We start from the raw sequence: 13,610 nt of genomic DNA, 5'->3' as shown, positions 1-13,610 counted from the left end.
TTAATGCAGTCCAAAAACGTTCAACATAGTAGAAAGCTTCACGCCGGTCTCGCGCCACTCCGCGACCGGAGACGAAGCAGGCACAATCCCGGCGCCCGCGAACAGGCGAACCTGGTTTTGTCGCAGCTTCGCGCAACGGATCGTCACGACCCACTCGCCGTTTCCTTCAGCGTCACACCAGCCGACGATGCCGCCGAACAGTTCACGATCGAACGGCTCCAGTTCAGCAATTAATTTTTTCGCCACCTGATGCGGGAAACCGCTCAACGCAGGCGTCGGATGCAGCAGACACGCCAGCGTCAGGGCATTTTCTTCCGCATTCGCCTTACCTTCGAACGGCGTACCGAGATGCCATAACGTCGGGGTGGTGATCAATTGTGGAGATGCGGGCAGTTGTAATTCACTGCTGCGGTCGCGCAGCACCGTCTTCATGGCCTGAGTAACCAGCTCATGTTCGTGTCTGTCTTTTTCAGAAGCCAGCAGTCGGTTGCCCGCTTCACGATCCAGCACATCATCAGGCTGGCGACGCGCCGACCCGGCCAACGGCAGCGAACTAAAGAGATCGCCCTCTTTACGCAGCAGCAATTCCGGGCTGGCGCCAAGCAGCACGCCGCCATCCTCCAGAGGCACATGGAAGTTGTAACTCACCGGATTCTGCGCCACCAGCCGCTCCAGCAGCGCGCCGCTGTCAATGGTGGCATCGGTCGTAATATCAATCAGGCGTGACAGAACCACTTTGTCGACTTCAGGCGTCGCCGTCAGCGCTGCCGCGCGCGCCACCATCGCTTCAAACGTTTCCTGTTCAGGGATACTTTTACGATCAACAACATTCAGTGCCTGATGCCCGGTAAAGTAACGCGAGGATTGTTGCTTTGCCGGTCGGGAGAAAGTCTGCCAGGACTCAGGAATGAACAGCGAGGATGGCTGGCGGGTATCGAAGGGGATAGCGCCGACCATAACAGGATTTGCGATACCCTGCGCTCTGGCGTCGGCAAAGGCTTGCTGTAATTTTTGTTGGAAGGGGCTGTCTAACGAATCCCCGTCAACCGCTGGTTCAGCGAAACGGGCGAAGCATCCTGACGTCGTAAAGCTGCGATACGGCGACATAAAGAAAAAGCGATCGGGGGTGAGCGTTGCCATTTTCTGCTGAACTTCCTCGGCCAGTGACGTATCCATATCATCCTCCAAAAATGATAAAGGCTTTAATAATGATTATCATTTATATTTTCGGGCGCTAACCTAAAAGTAAACAGACAGCATGTCAACTCTTGGGGTAGCACAATGTGCGACTTAGACTTGCATCCCTTCACGCTAACAATGAAAATGAGAAGCATTAACTCCATTAATAACAGGACGCTGATTCGTGAGACTTCCCCTGCTTTGCAGAACATCCCTGATACTGGTTGGGCTTTTCATTTCAGGAATTTCTTTAGGTCATGCCGCTGACTGGCCGCGCCAGATCACCGACAGCCGCGGCACGCATGCGCTGGACCATAAACCTGAACGTATCGTCTCTACCAGCGTGACCCTGACGGGCTCGCTGCTGGCGATTGATGCTCCCGTTGTCGCCAGCGGAGCGACCACCCCTAACAACCGCTTTGCCGACGATCGGGGATTTCTGCGTCAATGGAGCGACGTTGCGAAAGCGCGCAAGCTGGCGCGCCTGTACATCGGCGAACCAAGCGCTGAAGCCGTTGCCGCACAAATGCCGGACCTTATTCTGATTAGCGCAACCGGCGGCGACTCTGCGCTGGCGCTGTACGATCAGCTTTCTACTATTGCCCCCACGCTTATCATCAATTACGACGATAAAAGCTGGCAGTCTCTGCTGACGCAACTGGGCGAGATCACCGGCCAGGAAAAACAGGCCGCTGCGCGCATCGCGGAATTTGATAAACAACTGGCGACCGTTAAACAACAGCTCACATTACCGCCGCAACCGGTCAGCGCGCTGGTCTACACCGCTGCCGCACATAGCGCCAACCTGTGGACGCAGGATTCAGCCCAGGGCAAGCTGATGGAGCAGTTAGGCTTTACGCTGGCGCCCCTCCCTGCCGGACTGCAAACCAGTAAAAGCCAGGGCAAACGTCATGACATCATCCAGCTTGGCGGGGAAAACCTGGCAGCAGGTCTGAACGGCGAAGCGCTGTTCCTGTTTGCCGGTGACAGCAAAGATGCCGACGCTATTTACGCCAACCCACTGCTTGCTCACCTGCCTGCCGTACAAAACAAGCGCGTTTATGCGCTGGGCACCGAAACGTTCCGTCTGGACTACTACAGCGCAACGTTACTGCTTAACCGTCTCGCCGCGCTGTTTTAATTTATTTGCCGGATAGCGGCCAATGCCCTGTCCGGCCTGCATTTTAAAGCGGTGCGCCATCTGGCACCGGCGGCGGCTGGCGAAAACGACGCAACTCGCCCAGCAGCAGCATTAACAACAACCCAACAATCACCAGCCCAAACCCGCTCACGCTCGCTGACGCAACCGGCGTCATCATGGCGCCCAGCCCGCCCAACAGCGCTGCGCCGATGGCGTCGCCGGTCACGTTTTGCGCCGTCCACAGGCCGTTGATTCGCCCGAGCATGGCTTCCGGCGTTTGCGTCTGCAACAGGGTGTATTGCAGTAACGAGCTAATCGCGCTGAGCCAGCCAAACAGCGCCAGACAGATCACCCCGAGCAACCAGACTGGCATCAGCCCAAACAACCCAATCGCCAGGAACGACCCTACGGTGGAAACCAGCATCAACAGTCCAGGGCGAACGCTGTGCGCCAGTTGCCCGCTGGTTAGCGCGCCAACAGCCGCCCCCAGCGGGATAGCGGCATAAAGTAAACCAATTTGCGCGGCGGACATGTGCCAGTTAATCGCCAGCGCCGGATAAAGCACACGCACCGCGCTTGCCATCGTCAAAAGTCCGCCAAGCAACGCTATGCCGCCAATGAGCGGACTGGAGAGCAAGAAACGGAACGCCGCCAACAGCGATTTCAACGGATGCTCACGCGGTTGCGGCGGCGGCGGGAGCGCCGGAAGGCTCAGCAACGGCAGCAGCGTGATAAATGTTCCTGCCGCCGCCAGACCGTAGTTCCAGGCCACGCCGCCGGTAGCCAGCAATACGCCGCCCAGCATCGGTGAAATCACCGATCCCAGACGTACCGTCAGCATCGTAATCGCCCCGGCCTGCATAAGGTTTTCTCGCCCTACCAGCGCAGGCGTCGCCGCCAGTAGCGCCGTGACCCCCAGCGAGGCAAAAAAGCCATCCCACAGACCGAGCAGATAGATTGCCAGCAGCGAAGGTTCCGGCAACAGCGCGTTCAGACACAGGCCAATAAAGCCAATACCGCAGGTGCCGCGCGCCAGCAGGATCACCTTTTTACGTTCATAACGATCCGCCAGCACGCCGCCGACCATCAGGCCAACAAACATCGCGCTGCCGGTCAGCGTCACCGACAGACCAACCTGCCACGTCGAGTGGGTCATCATCTGGATCTGTACCGGCACCGCTACGCCCAGCAGACCCAGCGAGACAATAGAGATAAAACGGGCGAGGAAGACAGCGCGAAATGCAGGGTGCGTCTTCAACAGGCTGAGATTCAGCAGCCAGGATTGTCGATTCATTACAACGCCTTAATGCGAACTTTTTTTAAATATCCATTCAATGGCTGCACATGCTAACATAACCGAATAAGATCGATAACGATAATTACTATCATTATCAGGGAAGTTGATATGTCATGCTCTGTTTCCGTGGCACGCGCCATCGCCGTGCCCGGCTTGTTGTTATTACTTATTCTCGCCACGGCATTAAGTCTGGCTATCGGCGCAAAATCACTGCCTGCGTCCGTCGTACTTGAAGCAATTACCGGCACCTGCCAAAGCGCTGACTGCACCATCGTGCTGGATGCGCGATTGCCGCGCACGCTGGCTGGCCTGTTGGCTGGCGGCGCACTGGGGCTCGCCGGGGCGTTAATGCAAACGCTCACCCGCAACCCGCTTGCCGACCCGGGCATTCTCGGCGTCAATTCCGGCGCCAGTTTCGCTATCGTACTCGGCGCGGCGCTGTTTGGTTTTTCCTCTCCACAGGAACAGTTGCTGATGGCGTTTGCCGGGGCGCTGGTCGCCTCGCTGATTGTCGCCTTTACCGGCAGTCAGGGCGCCGGGCAGTTAAGCCCGGTTCGCCTCACGCTGGCGGGTGTCGCGCTCGGCGCAGTACTGGAGGGGCTTTCCAACGGTATCGCGTTGCTGAACCCGGATGTGTACGATCAGCTCCGTTTCTGGCAGGCCGGCTCGCTGGACATTCGCAGTCTGCAAACGCTCAAGGTTATTGTCGTGCCGGTGCTGATTGCCGGTGCTACCGCGCTGTTTCTCAGTCGCGCGCTGAACAGCCTGAGTCTCGGTAGCGATACTGCCACTGCGCTGGGCAGCAAAGTGGCGCGTACCCAGCTCATCGGCCTGCTGGTGATTACCGTGTTATGCGGCAGCGCGACGGCGGTTGTTGGCCCTATCGCGTTTATCGGTCTGATGATGCCGCACATGGCCCGCTGGCTGGTGGGGGCGGATCACCGCTGGTCGCTGCCGGTCACGTTGCTGGCGACCCCGACCCTGCTGCTGTTTGCCGATATTATCGGGCGACTCATCGTTCCCGGTGAATTGCGCGTTTCGGTTGTCAGCGCCTTTCTCGGCGCGCCAGTGCTTATTTTCCTCGTGCGGCGCAAGCAGCGCGGAGGTGCCGTATGATGCACCTTTCCCGCCGCCTGATCATAAGCTGTCTGTTGCTGGTGCTCGGCTGTATCGCTGTCGGCTTGTGGAGCCTGCGCAGCGGCGCCGTTACGCTGGAAGTCTCGCAAATTATCAATGCGTTGCTGGGAGACGCCCCGCGCAGCATTACCCTGGTGGTGACCGAATGGCGTCTGCCTCGCGTGCTGATGGCGCTGCTGATTGGCGCCGCGTTGGGCGTCAGCGGCGCGATTTTTCAGTCGTTGATGCGCAACCCGCTGGGTAGCCCGGACGTAATGGGTTTTAACACCGGGGCCTGGAGCGGCGTGCTGGTGGCAATGGTGCTGTTTGGCCAGAACCTGACGGCGATCGCGATGGCGGCGATGGCTGGCGGGATTCTCACCTCGCTGATCGTCTGGCTGCTTGCCTGGCGCAACGGCATTGAGACCTTCCGGCTGATTATTATCGGCATCGGCGTGCGCGCCATGCTGGTGGCGTTCAACACCTGGCTGCTGTTGCAGGCGTCGTTAGAAACGGCCCTCTCCGCCGGATTGTGGAACGCCGGGTCGCTCAACGGACTGACCTGGGCCAAAACGTGGCCCTCGGCACCGCTGATCGTTCTGATGCTGGCGTGTGCCGCATTGCTGGTACGCCGTCTGCGCTTGCTGGAAATGGGTGATGACAGCGCCTGCGCGCTTGGCGTCAGCGTTGAACGTTCCCGGTTAATGATGATGCTGGTCGCCGTGGTGCTGACCGCCGCCGCGACGGCGCTCGCAGGCCCGATCTCTTTCATTGCGCTGGTTGCGCCGCACATCGCGCGGCGCCTTAGCGGCACGGCACGCTGGGGGTTAACCCAGTCCGCATTGTGTGGCGCGCTGCTGCTGCTGGCCGCCGACCTGTGCGCCCAACAACTGTTTATGCCTTACCAGCTTCCGGTAGGCGTTGTCACCGTAAGCCTCGGCGGTATTTACCTTATCGTCTTGTTAATTCAGGAGTCCCGCAAAAAATGACCGAATCAGTAGCCCGTTTGCGTGGCGACCAGTTAACGCTGGGTTATGGCAAGTATACCGTCGCGGAGAATCTGAATGTTTCTATCCCGGATGGTCACTTCACTGCCATTATTGGGCCGAATGGCTGCGGCAAATCAACGTTATTGCGTACGCTAAGCCGTCTGATGTCGCCCGTACATGGCCACGTCTGGCTCGACGGCGAGCATATTCAGCACTACGCCAGTAAAGAGGTGGCGCGACGAATCGGCCTGCTGGCGCAAAACGCCACCACGCCGGGCGATATCACCGTACAGGAGCTAGTTGCCCGGGGCCGCTATCCGCATCAGCCTTTGTTTACCCGCTGGCGCAAAGAAGACGAAGACGCCGTCGCCGGTGCGATGCGCGCCACGGGGATTACCCACCTGGCGACGCAAAGCGTGGACACGCTTTCCGGCGGGCAGCGGCAGCGAGCATGGATAGCAATGGTGCTGGCGCAGGAAACGTCCATCATGTTGCTGGATGAACCGACGACCTGGCTGGACATCAGCCACCAGATCGATCTGCTGGAGCTGTTGAGCGAGCTGAATCGCGAGAAAGGTTACACCCTCGCTGCGGTTCTGCACGACCTTAACCAGGCCTGCCGGTACGCCACGCATTTAATCGCGTTACGTGAAGGCAAGATCGTCGCAGAGGGAGCGCCAAAGGAGATTGTGACAGCGGATCTTATTGAGAAAATTTATGGATTACGTTGCACGATCATCGACGATCCGATCGCCGGAACGCCGCTGGTTGTGCCGCTGGGTCGCCCGAAGTAATCTCAATGGCGGAGGGTTAACAATACAGGCCCGGTCAGCGACAGCGCCACCGGGCGATTTGCCGGATGGCGCTTAGACTAACCGTTCTTCCAGTTGAATCGCATCATCCAGTTTACGGGACAGCATGGCATGACGCAGCAGAACACCGCCGCAAGCGATCATACCGCCCAGTAACGCAGCCAGAATAACGATCAACGCTTTGCCCGGGCCGTCTTTTTTCACTGGCAGCGAAGGCGATAGCTGATATTTAAACGGCATAAATTTCACATCATTGATATTCATCGCGGTCAGTTGCTCTACGTAATACTGGCGATTGCGTATTTCAGCGTTAATTTCCGCAACGTCCGTGACGGACTTTTCAATTTGCAATTTTTGCGCAATACCGTCGGCGCCCAGAGAAATAGAGAAATCCGGGTCGTCTTTTACCGCCTGACCATTACTGTAGACCGGCTTCTTAATCCCGGCGGCGTTGGCAATCTCCAGGGAATAATTAAGTCGCTGAATGTTCGCATCAAGCTGGTTGCGCAATCTCACCCGGTCCATCGCCAGTTTTTCTTTCTCAAAATGCGTTCTGGTGTCCAGCTGGTTACGAATATTCTCCAGCGTCTCTTTCACGACGATGTCCGACACATACTGGATATAGCCAGCCAGCACCTTCTGCGCCTCTTCTTTCGTTGGCGCAGTAAAACTCAATGTCCACGAGGTAAATAACGACGTCTCGTTTTTCTTACCGGCGTTGGTATCCACCGCGTTCATCTTTTCACTGAGCGCAACAATCGCCCGATGCAGTTCCATTTCATCAATATCCGCCCCTTTCAATTGATCCATCACATACGGGGAGGCGCGAAGATATTCATCCAGCAGCGATGTTGAGCTGAACTTCTTAATGAAAAGCGTAAAGACGGCGTCTCGCTGCAAATTAATGTCGAGGTTCAGCACACGCAATGTGGTCAGCGTTTTTTCCAGTTCCTGCCACTGTACGGCCTCTGCCGGGGTGACAATCGCCCGACTGGTCCATTTCTGCGGCAGAATAAAGGACAGCAGAATACCTGCCAGCGCAAACGCAAAAACAGTCGCAATAATGCGATTTTTCGCCCGCCATAAAACATCAACAAGGCTTAACAAATCAATTTCATTACTGTTTGACGGCGCTAACGGATAGCCAGTAAATTCCGAATCTTTTTCCTGCTTAACATTGAGTGATGACATGTTGTGTAACCTGACATTGAGTCCAATGAATAAAAACATCCTTTCTAATATTCTAACAGCATCTCAGAATTATCCGAAACGTTCTTTGCCTGTTCCCACAGGTAGCATGCAACTTTCGGAATTTCACTAACCGTCTGATTATGTTTCACTTATGTTAAATCAATGCTGAAGACAAATAAAAAGCCCATAATAATTGGTAGCTATTATGGGCATCAGTAGAATTAGATTTTTAAAGGCGTCAGAACGCTTCGCTTACTGGTCGAGCAATGCGCGAATAATCGGCCCGATATTCTCAAACGCGGCAGGTGAAATAATATCGACGTGGGCGCAATCCTGGCGATAGATATCCAGTTCAGCCATCCACGGCGCCCAGCTGCGTTCAGGGCTTATTCCTTCCGGCAGGGTGCGCTCCGCGACAAACAGCGTTGCGCGTCCATCGAACGGTACGCTATGCGCGGTTGTCAGAAGCCGCACGGCATCGGCGTAGTTTCCTTCGATGGTGCTGAATAACTCCCCGGAGGCATTTCCCTGTTGCGCAGCAAGGAACGCTTCACGTTCACGCGCGATCTCCGCTAACACTTCAGGGTCCAGACCATTGGCCTCTTTTTCCTGCCAGTTTTGCGTTTCCGGCGGCCAGGTATCCAGCAGCCCGAGGAATGCAACCGTTTCGCCACGCGCACGCAAGCGCGCCGCAATGCCCTGGGCCAGCGTTCCGCCCAGCGAATACCCCAGCAAGTAGTAAGGCCCATGCGGCTGCTGCGCCAGCAGCGTTTCCAGATGACGCTCACACACCTCATCCAGATTCGCAGCCGTTTGCATCGGTCCATCAGGCCTTGGCGACTGAATCCCCGTAATCGACCAGTGTGGGCTGAGATAACGAGCCAGCACGCTAAACTGCCAGGCAAAACCGGACGCCGGATGGAAGCAGAATAACGTTGGTCCACTGCTTTCACGCAGCGGCAGGAGCGTTTCAAAGCCCAGACGCTGAGACTGCTCGTCATCGGCGGAATCCAGCAACGCGCTAAGCTGACCAACGGTTGACGCCACCATCACCTGCCCCGGCGTCACCTGACGCCCGGACGCGCGGCTCAACTGCGCGGCGAGTTTCATCGCCAGTAACGAATGCCCGCCCAGCGCAAAGAAGTCGGCCTCCACATCATTGACCTCGCAACCCAGCAGGCCGGCAAAGGCGTCGGCCACCGTTTTTTCCGTCCCTGGCAATGGCGCGCGCCCCGGCGTACGTTGCGTCAGTTGCGGCATCGGCAGCGCTTTACGATCCAGTTTCCCGTTTGCGCTGAGCGGCAGCTCCGCAAGCTGTAGCAGAACCACAGGCACCATATGCGGCGGTAATGTCTCGCGTAACCGTTCCTGAAGCGCCGGAATATCCAGCGGTAAGCCGGATTGTGACACCAGATAGCCTACCAGTTGGCGGGCATCGCCTCCTGTCGCGGCCGCCTGGTTAAACACGCAGGCGTGAGCCACGGCGTGCTCGACGTCCGGCAGCGTTTGCATAACCCGATCAATCTCGCCCAGTTCAATGCGCTGACCACGAATTTTTAGCTGATCGTCGCTGCGGCCAAGGTACTCTACCGCGCCATTTTCCAGCCAGCGCGCCACGTCTCCGGTGCGATACATGCGTTCGCCCGGCATAAACGGATCGGCAATAAAGCGACTCGCCGTCAGATCCGGGCGCCCCAGATACCCCTGCGCCAGCTGGATGCCGGTCAGGTATAAATCACCCGCGGTGCCCGGCGGCACCGGGCGCATCATCGCATCAAGAATGCGCAGGCCGGTATTCCAGACCGGATAGCCAATCGGCACGCTGTTTCCGGTGACATCCGCCAGTTCTTTGCCGCAGGCGGGATACCAGCTGACATCCACCGCCGCTTCCGTCGGCCCGTACAGATTGTGCAGCGGCGCGCCGGTCAACTGTTCCCACTCGCGGCACAGCCCGGCGGGCAGCGCCTCGCCGCTACAAAATACGCGCTGTAGCGTAGCGCAGCTTTCATGAGCGGATTCAGGGGTGAGCGAGGCGACGAACGCCGCCAGCATTGACGGGACAAAATGGGTGGTGGTCACACCATACTTCGCAAAGAAATGCTGCATGGCAATCGGATCGCGGTGCGCGTCCGGCTCCGCCATCACCAGCTTCGCCCCGGCAATAAACGGCCAGAAGAACTCCCACACCGAAACATCGAAACTGCACGGCGTTTTTTGTGCGACCACATCCTCTGCCGTTAACGGATAGTGATCCTGCATCCACAGCAGGCGATTCACGATCGCGGTTTGCCCGACCATTACCCCTTTCGGTCTGCCGGTCGAACCGGATGTAAAGATGATGTATGCCGTATGGTTCGGCAACGACAACGCCAGCGATTCAGCGCCGCTCGTCGGCAGCAGCGCGTTGTAGCACAGGCTTTCTACGCCGGGGATATCGTTAAATCGCGGCAGTTGTTCTGCGGTTGTGATCAGTAATTTCGGCTGCGCGTCTTCGAGCATCATTCGCAGACGATCGTCTGGATACCCCGTATCTAACGGCAGCCAGGCGGCTCCGGCCTCCACAATGCCGTGCAGCGCCAGCGTCAGGAAAACCGAGCGCGGCAACGCCACCGCGACGCTGTCGCCCGGTTTAACGCCACGTTCACGCAGCAGGTGCGCCAGAGCGATCACCTGCTCGCGCATCTCCTGATAACTGAGCTGATAGCGCGCATCAGCCAGCGCGGGCGCGTCCGGCGTTTTGCGTGTCTGTTCGTCAACCAGCGCGCTGAGCGTCGTGAGCGGTATGCTTACCGCCGTATCATTAATCTGCGCCAGTTGCGCATATTCGGCAGGCAGGAGCATTTCGGCATCGCCGCAGCGCAGCGCCGGATTGTCCGCAAACTGGCGTATCAGCGCCGTCAGCCGTGACGCATGGCAGGATAACGTCGCCTCATCATAGCGCTGTTTGTTGGCTAAGATTTCAATGCTCAGGCCGCCCTCTTCATCCGGGAACAGCGCCAGTTCAAGATCGTTAACCGGGCCGGTCGCCAGCGTATGGGTTTGCGCCTGTACACCGGGAATATCCAGTTGATAATCAAAGACCTTCACGTTCAGTACCGGGCCAAACAGCGGTTCTTCACCCGCCGCGCGGCCGCTGTCGCGAACGATCTGTTCGGCGTCATAACGCTGATGGCGACGCATTTTTTTCATCTGCCCGGCAAGACGCGTCGCCAGTTCCGGCAGCGTTTCCGCCGCATTAATGCTTACCCCTAACGGCAGGACGTTCAGTACCGGGCCGGTCGCCGTTAACGCCGCCGAGCCCATACGCCGCATGAATATAAATCCGGCGGCATAGTCCATCCGACCGCACAGGCGACCCAGCCATAGCGCCACCAGCGCCAGCGCTAAATCCGCACGCTGAATATCAGACATGCGTGCCGCCAGCTGACGGAAAACACCGTCGGGCACATCCAGTTTCATACGCAAAATATCGGCGCTGGCCGCCCGCCCGGGAAGCGGCGCAGCCGACAGCGAAGCGGGAGGCGGCAACTGGCGACGCTGCTCCGCCCAGAAGGCGCCATCGCGTTGATAAGCCTCGCTCTCACGGTAACGCTGATACTCCTCCACCACGTCAGCAAATGGCGTAAACGGCGAGTCGGGCGTCTGGGCGTTACACTGCCAGGCGCGGTAAATCGCCGCGATCTGACGGGTTATCGCCGGGAAACTGAAGCCATCCACCAGTAGATGGTGATAACGCTGATACCAGTACCAACGGGTATCATCGACCTGAATCAACTGGTGGAACGCCAGCGGTTTGCCGCCATCAACGCGTAAATTTTGTCGCAGATCGGCCTGCATCCGCGCCAGCGCCGCCGCATGCGGATCGGGCTCGTCACGCAGATCGATAAGCTCGGGTTGTGCAAACGTTAATGTCGGGTCCACCCACTGCCAGACCTCGCCGTTATCTTCAGTAAATCGCATACGGAGGGTATCCGCTTGCGCCATACCGGTTACAACCGCCTGCGCCAGCAGAGGGGCATTCAGCGTGCCGTGTAATTCCACATAGTGCGCCACGCTCCAGGCGGAAGGCAGCGTAGAGAGTTTTTCCGCCATCCAGATCCCTGGCTGGGCGGCCACTAACGGTAAACGCGTAGTCATTGAGCCTCCTGCGCAGCGGCGTAATGGGCGGGAGTTAGCGTGGTCCAGTGTGCATCCAGCCACTGCTGGCAAAGCGCCTGCGATTGCGGTTCGCACACCACCTGCCAGCCAGCAGGGAGAGAACACTGCTGTGGCCAGAGGCTAAATTGACGCTGCGGGTTTTGCAGAATGTAAAATTGTCCCTGCGGGTTATCGAAGGGATTACTGAATTCCATACTCAACTCCTGTCGTGGAAAATCGCCAGCTACAGCGTGTCGGTTAACGGTTGCCAGAGGGTCATCAACCCCTGCATTAATCCGCCACGCCAGCAAAGCGCATCATGTCCGCCGTCAACCTGACGCCAGAAAACCGACTGCTGCGTAGTGTGTAGTTGGCTGTAAAGCGCCTGATTCGCCCGGAAAATAAGCGGCTCTCTGATACCGGCCTCCAGCACGATGCGCAATCCTCTGGCGGTCAATGTGCCCGCCTTCAGCTGTTCAATAATCTCGCCTTCCCGATCTGCGCCGCGCTGCGGCCACCAGAACGATCCCGACTGGCTCAGTACGCAGCCAAAGCGCTCAGGCCAGTTCAGACCGGCATACAGCGAGGAGAGCCCGCCAAAACTCTGCCCGGCGACGATCGTCCTTTTTGCACAATCGCTGAATAGCGCAACGGTTTTCACCAGCGGCAGGAGTTCTTGTTGTACCGCCAGCCAGAAATCGGCATTGCAGGGCAGTTCACGGCTACGGTGGGGGGTATCAATGGCATCAATCAGCAGGTAGACCGCAGGAGGGAGCTGACGCCGCCGGGTCAGTGAGGTGAGCGCGGGCCAGACGGGCATGCTTTCCGCCCAAAACTGCCCGTCGAGCAAAATCGCTAGCGGACGTTCAGGCCGGGCGTCGCCGGTCGTGAACACCCACACGCGACGCGTATTGCCCAGCCGCTCGCTGCGCCATTGCAAACATACCGGGGGAGCTGACGGATTTTCAGGCTTATCCCAGCCGGGTTGCACTGGCGCGTCTGGCATTTCCAGCGCGGAAACCGCATGGCCCCGCCCCCCCTTCCAGCTCACCGGGTTAAGAGGATCGGCAATCGCCTGCGGCAATAACTGACGCCAGCCTTCACGCAGCGTGGTTCTGTCAGGCGTTTCGTCTACTGCCAGAGAAGCAAAAATATCATCGCGTTCAGAAGGGATGAAACAGTAACTGCCACGCCAGTCGGCGCTTAATGTCGTGCTCCATCGCCAGACATCCGTGCCCGCAATACGCTGCATGGATTGCGGAACCGCATTCTGGTGATGGTCGGTGACGCCCGTAATGTAGACCCATACGCGGCGAATTGAAGAGCGGTTTTCCGTTCCCTGCGGATCGCGCCACCAGAAAGTCACCCGATATTTTTCGTCTGTTTCACGCTCCCATTCGGGACCGTGTTTTGACTGCCACCAGGTCTCACTTCCTGTCGTTAACGCCGTCACCGTCATAACCTCATGTTTATTGTGTAATTTTTTATTTAATGATGAAATATATTGATAATATTATTGATAACTATTTTCATTTGCAATAGCGTATTGTCGCGCCGTGGGAAGCGCGAACATTATTTCACCACCCAGGCTGGGTCTCTCATTCGTGCATTGACGCCACGTTCAAATGAGAAACACAACCTGAAACCTGCACTGCGTGCTTTTTCTGGAATGTATGGCTTTCGCAGATGTGGGCGACATCAGGCTAAACACCTCACCACGAGAGTTTGGCGCATGTGGCTAAATAAAG

The 13,610-nt window shown here is 57.6% G+C and carries 10 protein-coding genes; 4 read left to right on the top strand and 6 right to left on the bottom strand.

The window, feature by feature from the left end; translation table 11 throughout:
- Entirely contained in the window at positions 1 to 1,176 is a 1,176-nt protein-coding gene (gene entC / locus OGX75_RS16785; RefSeq protein WP_012133396.1) for an isochorismate synthase EntC, read from the bottom strand.
- 187 nt (positions 1,177 to 1,363) lie between these two features.
- Between entC and fepB the strand changes: the two genes are divergently transcribed.
- Positions 1,364 to 2,320, top strand: coding sequence for a Fe2+-enterobactin ABC transporter substrate-binding protein (gene fepB, locus OGX75_RS16780; protein ID WP_286451437.1), 957 nt, complete (start codon positions 1,364 to 1,366; stop codon positions 2,318 to 2,320).
- Positions 2,321 to 2,363: 43 nt separating this feature from the next.
- Here fepB and entS read toward each other — a convergent pair whose 3' ends face one another.
- Positions 2,364 to 3,614 carry an enterobactin transporter EntS gene (entS, locus tag OGX75_RS16775; protein ID WP_104868940.1) on the bottom strand — a complete coding sequence of 417 codons (1,251 nt, stop codon included), beginning with the start codon at positions 3,612 to 3,614 and terminating at the stop codon, positions 2,364 to 2,366.
- Positions 3,615 to 3,725: 111 nt separating this feature from the next.
- Between entS and fepD the strand changes: the two genes are divergently transcribed.
- Genes fepD through fepC form a run of 3 tightly spaced genes read left to right on the top strand, consistent with a single transcriptional unit; the run spans position 3,726 to position 6,516 of the window.
- Positions 3,726 to 4,733: a Fe(3+)-siderophore ABC transporter permease gene (fepD, locus tag OGX75_RS16770; RefSeq protein ID WP_012133399.1), complete on the top strand. Its 1,008-nt coding sequence runs from the start codon at positions 3,726 to 3,728 to the stop codon at positions 4,731 to 4,733.
- Positions 4,730 to 5,722, top strand: a complete 993-nt coding sequence (gene fepG, locus OGX75_RS16765) for an iron-enterobactin ABC transporter permease (protein ID WP_012133400.1) — start codon at positions 4,730 to 4,732, stop codon at positions 5,720 to 5,722. The genes fepD and fepG overlap by 4 nt, the downstream gene beginning before the upstream one ends.
- Complete coding sequence (gene fepC / locus OGX75_RS16760; protein ID WP_047458235.1) at positions 5,719 to 6,516, top strand: iron-enterobactin ABC transporter ATP-binding protein; 798 nt, start codon at positions 5,719 to 5,721, stop codon at positions 6,514 to 6,516. The genes fepG and fepC overlap by 4 nt, the downstream gene beginning before the upstream one ends.
- 72 nt (positions 6,517 to 6,588) lie before the next feature.
- Here the strand turns inward: fepC and wzz(fepE) are convergent, their stop codons facing one another.
- The 4 genes from wzz(fepE) to fes form a co-directional block, all read right to left on the bottom strand.
- Positions 6,589 to 7,725 carry an LPS O-antigen length regulator Wzz(fepE) gene (gene wzz(fepE) / locus OGX75_RS16755; RefSeq protein WP_047458238.1) on the bottom strand — a complete coding sequence of 379 codons (1,137 nt, stop codon included), beginning with the start codon at positions 7,723 to 7,725 and terminating at the stop codon, positions 6,589 to 6,591.
- 252 nt (positions 7,726 to 7,977) lie between these two features.
- On the bottom strand, positions 7,978 to 11,862 hold the full coding sequence (gene entF, locus OGX75_RS16750; RefSeq protein ID WP_286451438.1) for an enterobactin non-ribosomal peptide synthetase EntF: 3,885 nt from the start codon (positions 11,860 to 11,862) through the stop codon (positions 7,978 to 7,980).
- Positions 11,859 to 12,077 (bottom strand): MbtH family protein, encoded by a 219-nt coding sequence (locus tag OGX75_RS16745; RefSeq protein ID WP_058668745.1) that lies wholly within the window; start codon positions 12,075 to 12,077, stop codon positions 11,859 to 11,861. The genes entF and OGX75_RS16745 overlap by 4 nt, the downstream gene beginning before the upstream one ends.
- 29 nt (positions 12,078 to 12,106) lie before the next feature.
- Positions 12,107 to 13,321 carry an enterochelin esterase gene (fes, locus tag OGX75_RS16740; RefSeq protein ID WP_286451439.1) on the bottom strand — a complete coding sequence of 405 codons (1,215 nt, stop codon included), beginning with the start codon at positions 13,319 to 13,321 and terminating at the stop codon, positions 12,107 to 12,109.
- Positions 13,322 to 13,610 lie beyond the last annotated feature (289 nt).

The sequence above is a fragment of the Citrobacter sp. CK199 genome, from assembly GCF_030333285.1.
Lineage (GTDB): Bacteria > Pseudomonadota > Gammaproteobacteria > Enterobacterales > Enterobacteriaceae > Citrobacter_B > Citrobacter_B koseri.
This window is presented reverse-complemented; position numbering and strand designations above follow the sequence as displayed.

Excerpts from the sequence above, each read along its gene's own strand:
- entC (WP_012133396.1), bottom strand. The coding sequence starts at position 1,176 with ATGGATACGTCACTGGCCGAGGAAGTTCAGCAGAAAATGGCAACGCTC.
- entS (WP_104868940.1), bottom strand. The coding sequence starts at position 3,614 with ATGAATCGACAATCCTGGCTGCTGAATCTCAGCCTGTTGAAGACGCAC.
- fepD (WP_012133399.1), top strand. The coding sequence starts at position 3,726 with ATGTCATGCTCTGTTTCCGTGGCACGCGCCATCGCCGTGCCCGGCTTG.
- fepG (WP_012133400.1), top strand. The coding sequence starts at position 4,730 with ATGATGCACCTTTCCCGCCGCCTGATCATAAGCTGTCTGTTGCTGGTG.
- fepC (WP_047458235.1), top strand. The coding sequence starts at position 5,719 with ATGACCGAATCAGTAGCCCGTTTGCGTGGCGACCAGTTAACGCTGGGT.
- entF (WP_286451438.1), bottom strand. The coding sequence starts at position 11,862 with ATGACTACGCGTTTACCGTTAGTGGCCGCCCAGCCAGGGATCTGGATG.
- OGX75_RS16745 (WP_058668745.1), bottom strand. The coding sequence starts at position 12,077 with ATGGAATTCAGTAATCCCTTCGATAACCCGCAGGGACAATTTTACATT.
- fes (WP_286451439.1), bottom strand. The coding sequence starts at position 13,321 with ATGACGGTGACGGCGTTAACGACAGGAAGTGAGACCTGGTGGCAGTCA.